Raw genomic sequence first — 15,820 nt, 5'->3', positions numbered from 1 at the left:
AGGGGCCGGGAGCGAACACCGGCCCCGGGGGCGGCCCCCGCCGCCTAGGCTGGCCACCCGCTCGCAGGACGCCCTCCGCGTCCCGCCACCCGACGGAAGGACAGACATGGACATCGAGACCATGAAGAAGGTTCTGCTCGTTCTCACCAGCCACGACTCCCTCGGCGACACCGGGGAGCCCACCGGCTACTTCGTGGGGGAGGCCGCCCACCCGTGGAAGGTGTTCCGGGACGCCGGCTACTTCGTCGACTTCGCCTCGATCGCCGGCGGGCAGCCCCCGCAGGACGGCAAGGACGAGAAGGACGAGGTGCAGCGGCAGTACCTTGAGGACGAGACCGTGCGGGCCTCCCTCTACAACACCCCGCGGATCAGCGTGGTCGACCCGGCCCAGTACGACGCGGTCTACCTCGTGGGCGGGCACGGCACCATGTGGGACTTCGCGGGCAACGCGGACCTGCAGGCGCTCGTGGCCGCCGTGCACGACGCCGGGGGAGTCGTCGGCGCCGTCTGCCACGGACCCGCCGGGCTCGTGGACGTCGAGCTCGCCAACGGTCTGCGCATCGTCGAGGGACGCCGGGTGGCCGCGTTCACCAACGCCGAGGAGGACGAGGTCGGCAAGTCGGACGTCGTCCCGTTCCTGCTCGAGGACAAGCTCGTCGAGCAGGGCGCGGACGTGCGGACCGCGCCGAACTGGGCCGAGAACGTCGTCGTGGACGACCGCCTCGTCACCGGGCAGAACCCGCAGTCCGCGGCCGGCGTGGCCAAGGAGATGACCAAGCTCCTGACCGAGGTGGTGCGCGAGCAGAAGGCCGCCCAGGAGGCGGACTCCGCCGCGCTGCGCCAGGCGCACGACGCCGAGAAGTCCGAGGACGCCGAGGGCTGAGCCTCCGTCCGGTGCGAGGGGCGGCACGGCAGGCGGCGCCCGTGCCACCCCTCGCGGGCCCCGGCGTTTCCGGACAGACTGGGAGCGTCGGGCCGTCCGGCCCGGCCCAGCGGACACACGGCAGGAGAACCACATGGCTGACCTCAAGGACAAGGTCGCGCTCGTCACCGGCGCCGCCTCCGGCATCGGCGAGGCCTGCGCGAAGGACCTCGCGGCGCAGGGCGCCAAGGTCGTCGTCACGGACATCGACACCCGGCGGATCGACGACGTCGTCCAGGCGATCATGGCCGCCGGCGGCGACGCCGCCGGCTTCCGGCAGGACGTGGCGAAGCCCGAGGACTGCGAGGCCGCGGTCGAGTTCGCCCAGCAGACCTACGGCGCCCTGCACCTGGCGGTGAACAACGCCGGGGTCGCCGGCGCGGCGGACGCGGTGGGGGAATCGGACCTCGACGCGTGGGTGCGCACCGTGCAGATCGACCTGCACTCCGTCATGTTCGGCATGCGCTACCAGCTGCCCGCCATCGAGCAGGCCGGCGGCGGGGCGATCGTCAACATGGCCTCCGTGCACGGCACCGTGGCCGTGGCCGCGGGCAACAGCGCCTACACCGCCGCCAAGCACGGTGTGGTCGGGCTCACCAAGCAGGCCGGCGTGGAGTACGGCCGGCGCGGGGTGCGGATCAACGCCGTCGGCCCCGGCTACATCGACACCCCGCTGCTCAGGACCGCGCCGGCGTCCGTCCTCGAGGGGCTCACCGCCAAGCACCCGCTCGGCCGGCTGGGCCGCGCCGAGGAGGTCGCCGCCCTGACCACGTTCCTCCTCTCGGAGAAGGCCTCCTTCATGACGGGCGGGTACTACCTGGTCGACGGCGGCTACACCGCGCTGTAGCCCCCGCACCGCGGACCCACCGCACCGGCGCCGGATGCGTGCACGCGTCACCGCGTCCCGCACCGGCGCGGTGGGCCCGGCGCCGTCATGGCGCGGCCGTGCCCTCCGCCACATCCGGGTGGTGGCGTGCCGCCGGTGCTGTAGGGTGAGGCGTATTGCATATGGCACTGCTCCCCGTTCCCGGGTGAGCAGGCAGGCGTCGAGCACCCCGTTCTTCTTCCAGCGTGGCACCGTTCCAGACGGTCTCAGCCCGCTCGCAGGGGCTCCAGGAGTCATTCGGCGCAACCCGGCGCGCTACCCCCTTGCCGGGACATCCGATCGAAAGACGTATCCCAGTTTTGGCTACTTTCACCGACCTTGGCGTGCCCGAGGCCCTTTCCGCCGTCCTCGCCCAGCAGGGCATCGAGCAGGCGTTCCCCATCCAGGAGAAGACCCTCCCCGACTCGCTGGCCGGCCGTGACGTGCTCGGCCGCGGCAAGACCGGCTCGGGCAAGACCGTGGCGTTCGCGCTGCCGCTCGTGTCCCGTCTCGCCGGACTGACCGGCAACGGCGCCCGCGCCGCCCGGCGGGCCAACCGGCCCACCGGCCTGGTCCTGGCCCCCACCCGCGAGCTGGCCACCCAGATCGACCGCGCGATCGCCCCGCTGGCCGAGGCCGCCGGGCAGACGACCACCGTCATCTTCGGCGGGGTCTCCCAGCGCAACCAGGAGAAGGCGCTCGCCAAGGGCGCCGACATCGTCATCGCCTGCCCCGGCCGGCTCGAGGACCTGCTGAAGCAGAACGTCCTCACGCTCGACGACGTCCGCGTGACGGTCATCGACGAGGCCGACCACATGGCCGACATGGGCTTCCTGCCCGTGGTGACCCGCATCCTCAAGCGCACCCCCCAGGGCGGCCAGCGGCTGCTGTTCTCCGCGACGCTCGACGGCGGCGTGGACAAGCTCGTCAAGCAGTTCCTGTCCAACCCGGTCAAGCACTCCGTGGACGCCCCGCAGGCGTCCGTGTCCACCATGGACCACCACGTGCTCGTCGTGGACGCGGACGAGAAGCAGGAGCTCATCGAGGCCCTGGCCTCCGGCACCGGCCGCCGCGTGATGTTCACGCGCACCAAGCACCGCGCCAAGAAGATGGCCCGCAAGCTCAGCCAGATGGGCATCCCCGCCGTGGACCTGCACGGCAACCTGTCCCAGAACGCCCGCGACCGCAACCTGGCCCAGTTCTCCGCCGGTGACGTGCGCGTGCTCGTCGCCACCGACGTCGCCGCCCGCGGCGTGCACGTGGACGAGGTCGAGCTGGTCGTGCACATCGACCCGCCCACCGAGCACAAGTCCTACCTGCACCGCTCCGGGCGCACCGCCCGCGCCGGGGCCTCCGGCTCCGTGGTCACGGTGGCCACCAAGGAGGAGCGCCGCGAGGTCACGCAGCTCATGAAGGCCGCGGGCGTCACCGCGAACTTCGACACCGTGACCGTCGGCTCCCCGGCCGTCACGGCGCTCGTGGGCGAGCTCGCCGACAAGGTCGCCTACGTGGCGCCGCCCGTCCAGGCGCAGGGCCGCCCGGCGAGCGGTCAGCGCTCCGGCGCCGGCCGTTCCGGTGGCCGTGCCGGCTCCGGCGGCAACCGCGGCCGCGGCGGACAGAACCGTTCCGAGCAGCCGCGCAGCGCCTCCCGCGACCAGCGCGGCGAGACCGGCAGCCGCGGCGGCTCCCGCCCCGGCAACGGCTCGGCCTCCCGCTCGGCGGCACCGGCCCGCTCGGCCGCGCCCAGCCGTTCCGCGGCGCCTGCGTACTCGACCGAGTCCGCGCCGGACCGCTCCACCCAGGCCGCGGCCCGTCGCCGCGCCCGGAGCCCGCGCCGCGCGTCCTCCCCCCAGGGCACCGCGACCCGCTGAGCCTAGGCACCTCGCACGAGGGCCCGTTTCCTGCCGTCCCGCATCGCGCGGACGGCAGGGAACGGGCCCTCGTCGTCGTGGTGGACTTCGTCAGACGGCCGGACCCAGCCCGCGCAGGAACTCCAGGGTGACGTCCGTGTGGGCGTCCACGAGCACCAGGCCGGGAGCGGGCTCCACGGGCAGCTCCCCGGGCACCACCACCACGGGCATCCCGGCGGCCGCCGCGCTCGCCGCCCCCGTCTGCGAGTCCTCGACCGCCACGCACCGTGCCGGGTCCACGCCCAGCCGCCGCGCCGCGAGCAGGTAGGGCTCCGGGTGCGGCTTGGCGTGCTCCACGTCCTCCTGCGAGACGACCACCCGCAGCACCTCGGGCGCCCCGGACGCGGTGCCCTCCGCGACCACGGTCAGGGCGTTCGTCACCACGGCGCCGGGGATGCCGGCCCGCTCGAGCTCGGCCAGCAGGTCGCGCATGCCGGGCAGGAACGGGACCTCGCCCGTGAGCGAGGCCGCGACCTCCCGCCCGAGCTCGGCCGTGATGGCCTCGACGGTCCCCTCGGCGCCGCGCTCGACCATCAGCCGCGCCGACGCGGGCACCGTCCGGCCCAGCGTGGCGAGGTCGTCCTCGGTGCTCCAGCCGACGCCGTACCGGCCGGCCACCGCCCGCTTGGCCACGGCCCACTGCGGTTCGGAGTTCACGAGGGTGCCGTCGTGGTCGAACAGGACGGCGGCGGGGAAGTCGGGGGCGCTCACGGGCGGGTCTCCTGCACGGGGTGGAAGGGCGACGACGGGGACTGCGGGTCCAGCGAGCGCAGCAGCTCCAGGGTCAGCTCCCGGTGGGATCCCAGGTGCAGCAGCCCGGGGCCGCGCTCGACCTCCAGCTCGCCGGGGACGACCACCGTGGGGATGCCCGCCGCGACGCCCGCGGCGGCCCCGGCGGGGGAGTCCTCGACCACGACGCACCGGTGGGGGTCGACCCCGAGGCGGCGCGCCGCCGTGAGGTATGCGTCCGGGTCCGGCTTGGGGCGGACCCCCTGCGCGTACTCGTCCGTGCCGATGACGACCTGGAACAGGTCCTCCGGGGCGGTGGCCGCGGTGTGGTGGCCCATCGCCGAGCTCGCGTTGGTGACGATCGCCGCGGGGATCCCCGCGGCCGAGAGCTCCTCGAGGAGCTCCGCGATCCCGTCGATGAAGGTCAATTCGGTGTCCTCCAGGACGCGGACGCTGTGCTCGAAGACCGCCCGGAACAGCTCGTCCGGACCGAGCGGCACGCCGACCCGCTGCAGCCGGTCGATCGTCGCGGCGACCGGCCGGCCCAGGGTCGCGAGCGAGTCCTCGGGGGTCCAGAGCCGTCCGTGCTCGGCGGCGAGGTTCTGCTTGGCGCGGTCCCAGAGCGGCTCGGTGTCGACGAGGGTCCCGTCGTGGTCGAAGAGGACGGCGTGCGGGAATCCGGGGGAGGGCATGCGCTCCAGCCTACCGGGGCGCCCGCGGGCGGGTCTCCGGCGGGAGGCCCGTCGATAGACTGGCGGGCGTGGAAACAGCCCTCGACCGCGTGCCGCACCGTCCCGCCGTCCTGCAGCGCGCCGTGCCCGTCCTCGGGGTCCCCGCGGCCCTGCTGCTCGGGGTGTGGGTGGCCGTGGGCCGCGGCCTGGCCGGAGCCGCCGGTGACCTGGTGCTGCTCTACACGCTGACGCTGGCCCTGCCGCTGACCGCGCTGCTCGTGGTGGCCGGGGTGCTGCTGCGCCGGGACGCCCGCGCCCACGTCCCTGCCGGGGCGTCCCTGCGGTCCTCGCTGACGGTGCTCGCCGCATGGGCCGTGCTCCTCGGCTTCGGCGCCGTCCTCCCGGACCGCGTGGACGGCGCCGGCGCGTCCGTGCTGACCCGGGCCGCCGACCCCGTCCACCTGGGCCTGTCCGCGGGGTTCGCCAACACCCTCGGCATCCTCTCGTTCGTCCTGGCGACCGCCGCCGTGGTGCTCGCCGCGACCGACCTGCGCCGGACCCGCCGGGTCCAGCGCGGGGAGCCGCTCGACGAGGACGAGATCCTGGACCGGCAGGGGCTGTGACCCGCCCGGCCCGCCCCGTCCGCCGCGGGACCTCGCCGCACCCGGTGGGCCCGGGTACATTGGCCGCATGACCACCGAGCGCCCCGGAACCCCCGACACCTCCCCGGTCCCTCCGGAGACCAAGGACTGGACCGTGGTGCTCGACCGGGGCTGTCCCGACTGCGGGTTCGACCCGGACTACGACGTCACGAGCACGGGGGAGCGGGCGCGGGCCACGGTCGAGCGCTGGGCGGCGGTCCTCGACCGCCTGGGCATGACGGACCGGCCCAGCCCGGGGACGTGGTCCCCGCTGGAGTACGCCTGCCACGTCCGGGACCTCTGCCGGGTCTTCCGCGAGCGGCTGCGGCTCATGCTCGACGAGCAGGACCCGGTCTTCGCGGACTGGGACCAGGACGCCGCGGCGGTCGAGGGGCAGTACAACCTGCAGGACCCCTACGAGGTCTCCGGGGAGCTCGCGCAGGAGGTCCGCGCCACCGCGGACGCCTTCGACGCCGTGACCGGGGAGCAGTGGGCCCGGACCGGCAGGCGCGGGGACGGCAAGGACTTCACCGTGGCGAGCTTCGCGGCGTACTTCCTGCACGACGTCGAGCACCACCTGCGCGTCGACGTCCGCGGCTGAGCCGGCCCCGGCCGCACCTCCCGGCGCGGACGGGCCGGGCGGGCACGTTCAGCCGAGGTGCACGGTCCCGTCGTCGTCGATCCGCCACCCAGGGTTGTGCGCGATCTCCCACACCACGCCGTTGGGATCGGCGACGTGCGCGTGGAAGACGCCCCCGAAGGCGCCCGGCCGCGGGCTCGTGAGCACGGTCCCGCCCGCGGCGCTCATCGCGTCGACGCTCGCGCGCACCGCGGCCTCGCCGTCCACGTTGTGCGCGAGCGTCACGCCCTGCGCCGGGGTGGCCGATGGGAGGCTCAGGTCCTCGGCGAACTTCCCGGCGTCGAAGAGACCCAGGACCGTCCCCGGGGCGATCTGGAAGAAGAGGATCTCGCCCGGGACGTCGAGCAGCGGCTCCCAGCCGAGACCCCGCGCGTAGAACTCGCGGGCGGCGTCGAGGTCCGGGGTGGACAGGGTGAGGAAGTGCACGCGAGGATCCACAGCGGTCCTTCGGTCGGGCCCGGCCCCGGTGAGCGGGACGGACGGGGTGGCGCGCCCGGTGTCGGGCCGAGGACGCGCACCGGGTCGGAGCTCACCGGGCGAGGGTGCACAGGGTGCGCCGGCGGAGCCGTTGCGGGCGCACCGACGACCGGCGACGAGGCTCCCGCCCCATTCTGCCCGGGCGGCCCGTGTGCGGCCAGGGACCGTGCCGGCCCTCGCGCCGGGCGGCGTCATCTCCCGGGCCGCCCGGCGCCGACCAGATAGTCTCGAGGGCAGCACCGACGGGCGCGGACCGTTCGCCCGGGAGCGCCGGAGGACGGGACGAGGCACATGGCACAGCAGCACCAGAACGCGGTCGAGCCGGCGGAGTCGCCGTACTACGACCGGGTGCTCACGGTGCCCAACGTGGTCTCGGTGGTGCGGTTCGCGCTCATCGTCCCGGCCGTTCTGGCCGTCCTCGACATCGACGAGCGGCCGGTGCGCGCGCTGGTCCTCGTCGCCCTCTTCTCCCTGACGGACTGGGTCGACGGCGCCCTGGCCCGGGCGCTCCGGCAGCGCAGCCGGGTCGGGGAGGTCATGGACCCCATCGCCGACCGGCTGGGGACCGTGGCGATCGCCGTGGCCGCGAGCATCGTCGGGCTGTTCCCCTGGTGGGTGCTGATCGTCATCGCGGTCGTCGACGTCGTGGTGGGGATCGCCACCCTGGTCCGGCGGTCCCTCGGCACCCTGCGGGTCACGACGGTCGGCAAGGCGAAGACCGCCCTGCTCATGGTGGGGACCGTGCTCGTCCTGGCGGGGCCCGCCTGGTCCACCCCCGAGGTGACGGACGTCGGCCGGGTCATGGTCCAGGTGGCCGCCGTCCTGCACGTCCTGGCGGGCGTGCAGTACTTCCGCCAGGCCCTCCGAGGTCAGGCCGACGCCGGCGGCACGGCGAGGTAGGCGTGCCGGGCGGCGCCGATGATGCCCGCCGCGTTGCGCAGCTCGGCCGGGACGACGCGCGTGTCCAGGCGCAGACGGGGCAGGAAGTCCTCGTGCCGGGCGGAGATCCCGCCGCCGACCACGATCAGGTCCGGTGAGAAGAGGAACTCCAGGTGCGCGAAGTACTGCTGGAGACGCTCGGCGTAGTCCGGCCAGTCCAGTCCCTCCCGCTCCCGGGCCACCGCCGAGGCCCGCACCTCGGCGTCGACCCCGCCGAGCTCCAGGTGGCCCAGTTCGACGTTGGGCACCAGCTTCCCGTCCACGAACAGCGCCGAGCCGATGCCGGTGCCCAGGGTGATGACCAGGACGGTGCCGCTGGCCCCGCGCCCGGCGCCGTAGCGGAGCTCGGCCAGGCCCGCGGCGTCGGCGTCGTTGAGGACGTGGACGGTGCGTCCCAGCCGCTCCGTGAGGAACCGGTGGACGTCCAGGCCGATCCACGCGTCGTCGATGTTCGCGGCGGAGCGGGCCACGCCGTGGCGGATGATCGCGGGGAGCGCCACTCCCACGCTGGCCTCCGGGTGCGGGGCCTGGGGACCGGCGGCGAGCTCCTGCACGATGAGCACGAGCTGCTCCGCCAGGGCATCCGGCGTGGCGGGGACGGGGGTGGGGCGCTGGAGGACCGGAGTGGTCAGCTCGCCGTCGGCCATGTCCACGGCCGCGTACTTGATCAGGGTGCCGCCGACGTCCACCCCGATGTGGTGCCGGTGCAGGGTCGACCAGCCGGTCGGCGCGGGGGCTGGGACGGGGCGGGGCGAGAGATGGGCCATCCGACATCCTAGGGTCGAGGTGGGGGCACGGGGACGACGACGGGCGCGCTGCGTCCGGCTCGCTGCGCCCGACCGGGTGCGGGCCGTCGTCGGGGCCGGCACCCCGGACCATTCTGCCACCGCGGCCGCCGGGGCCGTGGAGGTGGCGCCGCGCGCGAGGCACGGCTCGGGGGCTCCGAGGAGGATCCGCCGCGGTGGAGGTGCCGGCTCAGGCGCGCGGCCAGAGGCCCGAAGCGCTGCCGCGGTCCTGCGGGCCGGCGTCGTCCCGGGAGCCCGCGCCGATCTCCCACGAGAACGGGACCCGGGCGACGGGCGCGTCCCGGACGAGTCCGTTGACCGCGCGGGCGAGCAGGTCGCGGTGGGCGGCCGGCAGCCTCAGGCACCCGTGCAGGTACGCGTCGACCTCCAGCATCCCGGCCTCGCCGCCGAGCTGGAAGCAGTGCCACCAGACCCGGGCCGCGTCGAGACCGGCGCGCTCGACGGCGTGCCGGGCGAGGCGTGCCTGCACGGCTCCGATCCTGTCGTCGTCCACGGTCCCCCCTCACTGCGGTGCGTCGCTCCGAGGACGGTCCCGGACCGGGCGCGACGCTGCGCAGCGGTCCGGGACCGTCCGTGGCGGCGCGGTGGCGCCGCCGCCCCCATCATGGTTCCGGGTGGGCCCTCGGGGCACCACACGGAGCCCGGGTGCGTGCGTTTTCCGGACCGTCGGTGCTTCCTCCGGACGCCCGGGGCCGGACGGCACCACCGACGGGGCCGGGCGGAGCGGGGTGCGGGGGTGCCGGCGGACGGGGCCGGCACACAGAAGGGGAGCGGGGCGGCCCCCAGCCGGCCCCGCTCCCTGCTGCTCCCGCGCCCGGACCCGATGCGGGTGACGCCCCCCGGAGTCCGGAGGCGGCGCGCTGTCGGTCGACGGTGCGGGAGCCGGGGGATGATCCTTGGCGGACCACAGAATCCCCTGGTGAGAAGCAACGATGCTCCATCCCGCGGCGTACGGCAAGACCCGTCGTGTGACCCAGTTCACATGCAGACACAAAGGGTTGTGATCGCAAATGCACAGCCCGGCAGAGTGTGCTCGGGCGCCGTGCCGCGGCGCCGGGCGGGTGTGCCGGGTCAGTGCTCGGAGTTGAGCATTCCGCCCAGGCGCACCCGCATCCGGCGGCTGGCCTGGTTGAGCCCGACGATCGCCACGTCCTTGCCGTAGTGGGCGTACTTGTCCGTCACGGAGTCCAGGGCGGCGACGGTGGAGGCGTCCCAGAGATGGGAGTCGGAGAAGTCGATGACGATCCGCTGGGGATCCCCGGCGTAGTCGAACATCGTGTAGAGATCGTTGGAGGAGGCGAAGAACAGCTCCCCGTGCACGGTGTAGACCGCCGTCTCCCGGCCGTCGCGCCGCTCGAGCGCACGGTCGACGGTGACGAAGTGGGCCACCCGGCGGGCGAAGGCGACCATCGCCACGAGCACCCCCACGATCACGCCGAGGGCGAGGTTGTGCGTCCACACGGTCACGGCCACGGTGGAGAGCATCACCAGGGTCTCCGGGAGGGGCATCCGCGCCAGGGTCGAGGGGCGGACCGAGTGCCAGTCGAACGTCGCCCAGGACACGAAGATCATGATGGCCACCAGGGCCGCCATCGGGATGACCGCCACGACCTCGCCGAGGGTCACGACGAGGAGCAGCAGGAAGATCCCGGCCAGGAAGGTGGAGATGCGGGTGCGGGCCCCCGAGGCGCGCACGTTGATCATCGTCTGGCCGATCATCGCGCACCCGCCCATCCCGCCGAAGAAGCCGGTCACGATGTTGGCCGCGCCCTGCGCCCAGGACTCTCGGGTCTTGTTCGAGCGCGTGTCGGTGATGTCGTCGACGAGCTTGGCCGTCATCAGCGACTCGAGCAGGCCCACCAGCGCCATGGTCAGGGCGAACGGGGCGATGATCCGGAAGGTCTCCAGGTCCAGCGGGACGTCGGGGAAGAACAGCGACGGCAGGGACTCGGGCAGCTCGCCCTTGTCGCCGACGCTCGGCACGTCCATGCCCATCGGCACCACGATCGCGGTGATCACCACGATGGCCACCAGCGGGGCGGGGACCGCGCCGGTCAGCCGGGGGAACAGGAACACGATGGCCAGGCCCAGGGCCGTCAGTGGGTAGACGGCCCAGGGCACCCCGATCAGCTCGGGGATCTGGGAGCTGAAGATCAGGATGGCCAGGGCGTTGACGAAGCCCACCATGACCGAGCGCGGGATGAAGCGCATCAGCCGCGCCGCGCCGATCAGGGCCAGGACCACCTGGAAGACCCCGGCCAGGATCACCGCGGCGATGAAGTGGTCGATGCCGTGGGAGGCCACCAGCGGGGCGATCACCAGCGCCACCGCGCCGGTGGCAGCGGAGATCATCGCGGGCCGGCCGCCCAGCACGGCGGTGGTCACGGCCATGGTGAAGGACGCGAACAGGCCCAGGCGGGGGTCCACCCCGGCGATGATCGAGAAGGCGATCGCCTCCGGGATGAGCGCCAGGGCCACCACGAGCCCGGCCAGGACCTCGGTCTTGAGGTGACGGGGGGACCGGAGGGTCAGGCGCACCGACTGGCGCTGCTCGGGCGTGAGGTCGGCCGCGGGGCCGGCTGTCGTGGTGGCCAAGGAGGCTCCGTTCGCAGGGGAGGAGGGCGGGGGAGGCTGGGCGGAAGGGCTGGGGTCGTCCCGGGTGCTGCGCATGCGGGTGGACACGGCGTTGCGCGGGCGGTGCGGCGTCCGGGTGCGGAGGCGCTCCGGCGGGGACCGCGTCGTCACCCTATCCTAACGTGAGGGTAGGGTCCTCGGCCGCGGGGCGGGGGAGAGGTGGCTCACGTCCGGTCGAGGGCGGCCAGCAGGCGCTCCTCGACGTCGGGCACCAGCGTCTCGCCGTAGCTGGAGGTGACGTGGTCGAGGTCGCGGTAGACCATGATGTTGCCGACCACCCCGGGGCAGGTGGTCCCGGTGCACAGCCGGTCGGTGAGGTCGATGCTGTGCAGGTCCTCGTGCCGGGCGGCCAGCTCCTCCAGCGGGTTGACGGGGAGCAGCGACTCGGAGCGGGGGACGTTGCAGCGGTCGCGGTCGGGCCCGTAGGTCTCCACGCACTCGAACATGTCGTAGGGGAAGCGCGGTTTGTCGCGGAAGGCCAGCACCGGGATGCCGGCGTCCAGGAACGGTTGCACACCGGCCTCGTAGCCCTCGACGAGCTTCTCGTGCGGGGCCTCGGGCAGGCTGAGGGTGCCGATGGTCAGCACCGCGTCGGGCTCGGTCTCCAGGACCGCCTCCCGGGCCGCGGTGTTGAAGTCGTTGCACTCGGCCTGGTAGTTCTCCGACTCGCTCGTGTAGCGGCAGGCGTTGCGCAGATAGGAGACCACCGTCCAGCCCTGGGCGTCGGCGACCCGGTGGATCGGCGTGAGCAGCTACCGGGCGTGGGAGTCCCCGAGGACCACCAGGGTCAGACCGGGGTCGGTGCCGCGGGGATCGGTGTCACCGGCGGGGTCGGGGGTGATGATCCTGCACTCGCCCAGCTCGGCGATGCCCGCCGGGGTCCGCTCGGGGGGACAGAGGTCTCCGGTGTCGCCCCACTCCTGGTCGCGCTCGTCCTCGGTGGGGATGATCGGCACGTCCGGGACCTCGCCGATGTCCTCGCGCAGCACCGCGGCGCCGGGGTAGTTCTGCGCGGTGCGTTCCACCCCGGCGGTGGGGTCGCGCAGCACCGTGTACTGGTGGGCGCCGGTGAGCGGTACCGCCACGAGCAGGGCGGTGGCGATCAGCCGGATCCCGCTGCGAGCACGGATCCCGGGCAGGGCGCGCCAGCCGGTCAGCAGCAGCGCGGTGACCCGGGTGAGGACCACCGAGGCGGCCAGGATCCCGAGTCCGGCCGGCACCGGCACGGTGTCCCGGGCCGTGAGCAGCAGATAGGTGATCAGCAACGGCCAGTGCCACAGGTAGATCCCGTAGGCGCGGTCCCCGAACCACTGCAGCGGACGCGCCGACAGGAGCCGGGCAGCGCCGGTCCGGGCGTCGGGTGCCAGGGCACCGCCGAGCAGGATCGCCGCGGCCCCCAGGGTGGGGGCCAGGGCGACGGTGCCGGGGAAGCGGGTGTCGGGGCCGATGAGGAAGGGGGTGGCCAGGATCGCGGCCAGCCCGGCCCAGCCCAGGACCACCCCGGTCACCCGGGCCGGGGCTCTCCGGCGCCGGGAGGCCGTCCGCGCGGTGCCGGAGCCGGCCAGGGCCAGGGCTGCCATGGAGCCCAGGGCGAACTCCCACAGCCGGGTCAGGGTGCTGAAGTAGGCCGCCTCGGGCCCGGCCGCGGTGGCCACCACCGACCAGGCCAGCGAGCCGGCGAACACGGCGGCGAACACGACCCAGGCCACCGGGCGGAACCCGGTCCCGGTCCGCCGGGCCGTCACGGCGGCCCCGGCCAGCAGCAGCGGCCACACCAGGAACACCTGGCCCTGCACCGACAGCGACCACATGTGCTGCAGCGGGGTCGTGGCCGCGGAGTTGCCGGCGTAGTAGTCCACGGCCTGGTCCGCCAGCACCCAGTTCACGACGTAGAACAGCGACCCCCAGGCCTGGGCCAGCAGCTCGGCCCACCGGCTGGGCGGGAACCAGAGGAACACCGCGGCGAGCACGGCCAGCAGCAGCACCGCCACCGGGCCCAGCAGCCGGGCGAAGGTCCGGGCCCAGTAGGCCGGCAGTGCCAGGGGCCGGCCGTGCTCGATCCGGCGGGCGAGGGAGCCGGTGAGCAGGAACGCGGAGAGCACGAAGAACACGTCCACCCCGCCGGAGACCTTCTCGGTCCACACGTGGAAGACCACCACCAGCAGCACGGCCACCCCGCGCAGACCCTGCAGGTCCGGGCGGTGGGCGGTCCGCGGGGACGGGCTGCGGAGGACCGCCACGGGCACGGCGGCGCAGCTCGTCGAGCGCTCGGTCATCGCCGGAGCCGCTGCTCCAGCATCGCGATGAACTCGTCCGCCTGGGCCAGCTTCCTGGCCAGCCGGTCCCGTTCGGGGTGGGCCCGCTCGAGGTAGTCGGCGAGCCGGGCCTCTGCGGGCTCGTCGGCGCCGAGCAGCTCGAGCAGCTCGGCCATCTCCTCCAGGGAGAAGCCGAGCGGCTTCATCCGCTTGATGTGGGTGAGCCGTTCCACGTCCCGCTCCGTGTACACGCGGAACCCGCCCTCGGTGCGCGAGGCCGGCAGCAGGCCCACCTCGTCGTAGTGGCGGATGGTGCGCAGGGACAGCTCGGTCCGATCGGCGAGCTCGCCGATCTGCATGGTGCCTCCGCGGACGCGCTGCGGCATCGAACGACCTCCAGGAATCAGGGGACCCCGAGTCTACCAACCGCCCGGTCCCGGCCCCGGGGCCGGGGCCGGGACCGGGCGGTCGTGCGGCTCAGGCGTCGACGACGACGACCGTCACCAGCGGGGCCCGCCGGTAGGCGCGCTCCAGGTGGCGGGAGACGGTCTCGGCGATGATCGACTCGAGCTTCTCGAGATCGGCGACCTTGGACGTGGCCGGGCGCGCCAGGGCGTTCTTCACCTTGTCGGCGGCCCCGTCGAAGACGTGCTCGTCGTGGACGAAGCCCTTCGCGAGGAACTCCAGCGGTTCGGCGAGCGCGTTGGTGTCGGCGTCGACGATGGCCACGACCGTGACCACTCCGCCCTCCTGCAGCAGCCGGCGCTCCACCAGGGTCTCCTCGGTGACCTTGCCCACGGTGTGGCCGTCGACGTAGACCAGACCGGCCTCCACCTGCCCGGAGATCCGTGCCCGGCCGTCGACGAGGTCGATGACGGTGCCGTCCCGGCCGATCAGCACGTTCTCCGGGTCGACACCGGTGCGGACCGCCAGCTCGGCGTTGGCGTGCAGGTGCTTGGACTCCCCGTGCACGGGCAGCACGTGGGTGGGCTTGACGATGTTGTAGCAGTAGACCAGCTCCCCGGCCGAGGCGTGGCCGGAGACGTGGACCTTGGCGTTGCCCTTGTGCACGACCTTCACGCCGAGGTCGGTGAGCTTGTTGATGATGCCGTAGATCGCGTTCTCGTTGCCCGGGATCAGCGAGCTCGCCATGAGCACCGTGTCCCCGGCGTTGAGCTGGATCTGGTGCGTCTCGTTGGCCATGCGCGAGAGCGCGGCCAGGGGCTCGCCCTGGGAGCCGGTGCACACCAGGGTGACCTTGGCGTCCGGCATGGACTGGAGCTTCTTGAAGTCGACCACCAGCCCGCGGGGGATCTTCAGGTAGCCCAGGTCGCGGGCGATGCCCATGTTCTTGACCATGGACCGGCCCACGAAGGCCACCTTGCGCCCGTGGGCGTGGGCGGCGTCGAGGACCTGCTGGATGCGGTGGACGTGGCTGGCGAAGCTGGAGACGATGATCCGCTTCGGGGCGGTGGCGAAGACCTGGTTGATCGCCGGCGTCAGCTCCTGCTCCGAGGTGGTGAAACCGGGGACCTCGGCGTTGGTGGAGTCGGTGAGGAACAGGTCCACGCCCTCGTCGCCCAGGCGGGCGAAGTGGCGCAGGTCGGTGATCCGGTCGTCCAGCGGGAACTGGTCCATCCGGAAGTCCCCGGTGTGCAGCACCAGCCCGGCGTCCGTGCGGATCGCCACGGCCAGGCTGTCCGGGATCGAGTGGTTGACCGCGACGAACTCGCACTCGAACGGGCCCGCCCTGTGGGTGTCCCCGGCCTCGACGTGGACCGCCTTCGGGGTGATCCGGTGCTCCTTGAGCTTGGACGTGATGAACGCCAGGGTCAGCTCGGAGCCGATGACCGGGATGTCCGGGCGCTCCTTGAGCAGGTACGGCACGCCCCCGATGTGGTCCTCGTGGCCGTGGGTGAGCACGATGCCGACGATGTCGCCCAACCGGTGCCGGATGGAGGTGAAGTCGGGCAGGATCACGTCGATGCCCGGCTGGTGCTCCTCGGGGAACAGCACCCCGCAGTCGACGACGAGCAGCTTGCCGGCGTGCTCGAAGACGGTCATGTTGCGTCCGATCTCGCCCAGACCGCCCAGCGGGGTGATCCGCAGGCCCCCGGAGGGCAGCGGGGGCGGGGACTTGAGCTTGCGGGAGGAAATGGTCAAAGGATTCCGCTTTCATCGTGGGTTCAACGTGGGGTGGAGCAAGGTCGTGCGGGCGGCTCGCGTCGAGCCGGGGCCGCGTCCGGGACCTGACGGCCCCGAGAAGTCTGGGACAACTCTAACGTCGGGTCAGGGTCGCGGCGGACCGCCGGGCGGCGCGGACGGGGAACG

At 73.5% G+C, this 15,820-nt stretch carries 16 protein-coding genes; 6 read left to right on the top strand and 10 right to left on the bottom strand.

Annotated elements, in window-relative coordinates; genetic code table 11:
- The first annotated feature begins 106 nt into the window (after positions 1–106).
- The 3 genes from RF640_RS07590 to RF640_RS07580 all read left to right on the top strand — a co-directional run bounded on the left by RF640_RS07590 (position 107) and on the right by RF640_RS07580 (position 3,658).
- Positions 107–883, top strand: coding sequence for a type 1 glutamine amidotransferase domain-containing protein (locus tag RF640_RS07590; protein WP_368827343.1), 777 nt, complete (start codon positions 107–109; stop codon positions 881–883).
- A gap of 133 nt (positions 884–1,016) precedes the next feature.
- Positions 1,017–1,769, top strand: coding sequence for an SDR family NAD(P)-dependent oxidoreductase (locus RF640_RS07585; protein ID WP_017832593.1), 753 nt, complete (start codon positions 1,017–1,019; stop codon positions 1,767–1,769).
- A gap of 362 nt (positions 1,770–2,131) precedes the next feature.
- Positions 2,132–3,658: a DEAD/DEAH box helicase gene (locus tag RF640_RS07580; protein ID WP_368827340.1), complete on the top strand. Its 1,527-nt coding sequence runs from the start codon at positions 2,132–2,134 to the stop codon at positions 3,656–3,658.
- A 90-nt stretch (positions 3,659–3,748) separates the two neighbouring features.
- Here RF640_RS07580 and RF640_RS07575 read toward each other — a convergent pair whose 3' ends face one another.
- Together RF640_RS07575 and RF640_RS07570 are read right to left on the bottom strand one after the other, a co-directional pair.
- Positions 3,749–4,408 carry an HAD family phosphatase gene (locus RF640_RS07575; RefSeq protein WP_017832591.1) on the bottom strand — a complete coding sequence of 220 codons (660 nt, stop codon included), beginning with the start codon at positions 4,406–4,408 and terminating at the stop codon, positions 3,749–3,751.
- Positions 4,405–5,118 (bottom strand): HAD family phosphatase, encoded by a 714-nt coding sequence (locus RF640_RS07570; protein ID WP_095650380.1) that lies wholly within the window; start codon positions 5,116–5,118, stop codon positions 4,405–4,407. The genes RF640_RS07575 and RF640_RS07570 overlap by 4 nt, the downstream gene beginning before the upstream one ends.
- A 68-nt stretch (positions 5,119–5,186) precedes the next feature.
- Here RF640_RS07570 and RF640_RS07565 point away from each other — a divergent pair, with 68 nt between their 5' ends.
- Both RF640_RS07565 and RF640_RS07560 read left to right on the top strand, forming a co-directional pair.
- The gene (locus RF640_RS07565) at positions 5,187–5,720 is read left to right on the top strand and encodes a hypothetical protein (protein WP_146200261.1); all 534 of its coding nucleotides are present in this window, start codon (positions 5,187–5,189) and stop codon (positions 5,718–5,720) included.
- Between the two features lie 67 nt (positions 5,721–5,787).
- Positions 5,788–6,339: a DinB family protein gene (locus RF640_RS07560; RefSeq protein ID WP_176337411.1), complete on the top strand. Its 552-nt coding sequence runs from the start codon at positions 5,788–5,790 to the stop codon at positions 6,337–6,339.
- 48 nt (positions 6,340–6,387) lie between these two features.
- On the opposite strand, the gene RF640_RS07555 is transcribed toward RF640_RS07560, so the two are convergent.
- Positions 6,388–6,804, bottom strand: a complete 417-nt coding sequence (locus RF640_RS07555) for a VOC family protein (RefSeq protein WP_368827337.1) — start codon at positions 6,802–6,804, stop codon at positions 6,388–6,390.
- Between the two features lie 342 nt (positions 6,805–7,146).
- Here RF640_RS07555 and RF640_RS07550 point away from each other — a divergent pair, with 342 nt between their 5' ends.
- The gene (locus tag RF640_RS07550; protein ID WP_176337412.1) at positions 7,147–7,755 is read left to right on the top strand and encodes a CDP-alcohol phosphatidyltransferase family protein; all 609 of its coding nucleotides are present in this window, start codon (positions 7,147–7,149) and stop codon (positions 7,753–7,755) included.
- On the opposite strand, the gene ppgK is transcribed toward RF640_RS07550, so the two are convergent.
- From ppgK to RF640_RS07515, 7 genes are all read right to left on the bottom strand, one after another.
- Complete coding sequence (ppgK, locus tag RF640_RS07545) at positions 7,725–8,561, bottom strand: polyphosphate--glucose phosphotransferase (RefSeq protein ID WP_255219444.1); 837 nt, start codon at positions 8,559–8,561, stop codon at positions 7,725–7,727. The genes RF640_RS07550 and ppgK overlap by 31 nt on opposite strands.
- A 208-nt stretch (positions 8,562–8,769) precedes the next feature.
- On the bottom strand, positions 8,770–9,093 hold the full coding sequence (locus RF640_RS07540; protein ID WP_368827335.1) for a hypothetical protein: 324 nt from the start codon (positions 9,091–9,093) through the stop codon (positions 8,770–8,772).
- Positions 9,094–9,671: 578 nt separating this feature from the next.
- On the bottom strand, positions 9,672–11,195 hold the full coding sequence (locus RF640_RS07535; RefSeq protein ID WP_109221671.1) for a SulP family inorganic anion transporter: 1,524 nt from the start codon (positions 11,193–11,195) through the stop codon (positions 9,672–9,674).
- Positions 11,196–11,398: 203 nt separating this feature from the next.
- On the bottom strand, positions 11,399–11,974 hold the full coding sequence (locus tag RF640_RS07530; RefSeq protein WP_368827503.1) for an SGNH hydrolase domain-containing protein: 576 nt from the start codon (positions 11,972–11,974) through the stop codon (positions 11,399–11,401).
- Positions 11,975–11,986: 12 nt separating this feature from the next.
- On the bottom strand, positions 11,987–13,510 hold the full coding sequence (locus RF640_RS07525; protein ID WP_368827333.1) for an acyltransferase family protein: 1,524 nt from the start codon (positions 13,508–13,510) through the stop codon (positions 11,987–11,989).
- Positions 13,507–13,875 (bottom strand): MerR family transcriptional regulator, encoded by a 369-nt coding sequence (locus RF640_RS07520; protein WP_017832581.1) that lies wholly within the window; start codon positions 13,873–13,875, stop codon positions 13,507–13,509. The genes RF640_RS07525 and RF640_RS07520 overlap by 4 nt, the downstream gene beginning before the upstream one ends.
- Before the next feature lie 91 nt (positions 13,876–13,966).
- On the bottom strand, positions 13,967–15,652 hold the full coding sequence (locus RF640_RS07515) for a ribonuclease J (RefSeq protein ID WP_017832580.1): 1,686 nt from the start codon (positions 15,650–15,652) through the stop codon (positions 13,967–13,969).
- Positions 15,653–15,820 lie beyond the last annotated feature (168 nt).

Origin of the sequence: Kocuria sp. CPCC 205231 (genome assembly GCF_040980965.1) — a bacterium.
Lineage (GTDB): Bacteria > Actinomycetota > Actinomycetes > Actinomycetales > Micrococcaceae > Kocuria > Kocuria rosea.
The sequence above is the reverse complement of the archived record's forward strand: the minus strand, read 5'-3'. Positions and strand labels throughout refer to the sequence as shown.

Bases quoted from the DNA above. Each gene is read 5' to 3' on its own strand.
- ppgK (WP_255219444.1), bottom strand. From the start codon at position 8,561: ATGGCCCATCTCTCGCCCCGCCCCGTCCCAGCCCCCGCGCCGACCGGC.
- RF640_RS07570 (WP_095650380.1), bottom strand. From the start codon at position 5,118: ATGCCCTCCCCCGGATTCCCGCACGCCGTCCTCTTCGACCACGACGGG.
- RF640_RS07525 (WP_368827333.1), bottom strand. From the start codon at position 13,510: ATGACCGAGCGCTCGACGAGCTGCGCCGCCGTGCCCGTGGCGGTCCTC.
- RF640_RS07585 (WP_017832593.1), top strand. From the start codon at position 1,017: ATGGCTGACCTCAAGGACAAGGTCGCGCTCGTCACCGGCGCCGCCTCC.
- RF640_RS07560 (WP_176337411.1), top strand. From the start codon at position 5,788: ATGACCACCGAGCGCCCCGGAACCCCCGACACCTCCCCGGTCCCTCCG.
- RF640_RS07520 (WP_017832581.1), bottom strand. From the start codon at position 13,875: ATGCCGCAGCGCGTCCGCGGAGGCACCATGCAGATCGGCGAGCTCGCC.
- RF640_RS07550 (WP_176337412.1), top strand. From the start codon at position 7,147: ATGGCACAGCAGCACCAGAACGCGGTCGAGCCGGCGGAGTCGCCGTAC.
- RF640_RS07590 (WP_368827343.1), top strand. From the start codon at position 107: ATGGACATCGAGACCATGAAGAAGGTTCTGCTCGTTCTCACCAGCCAC.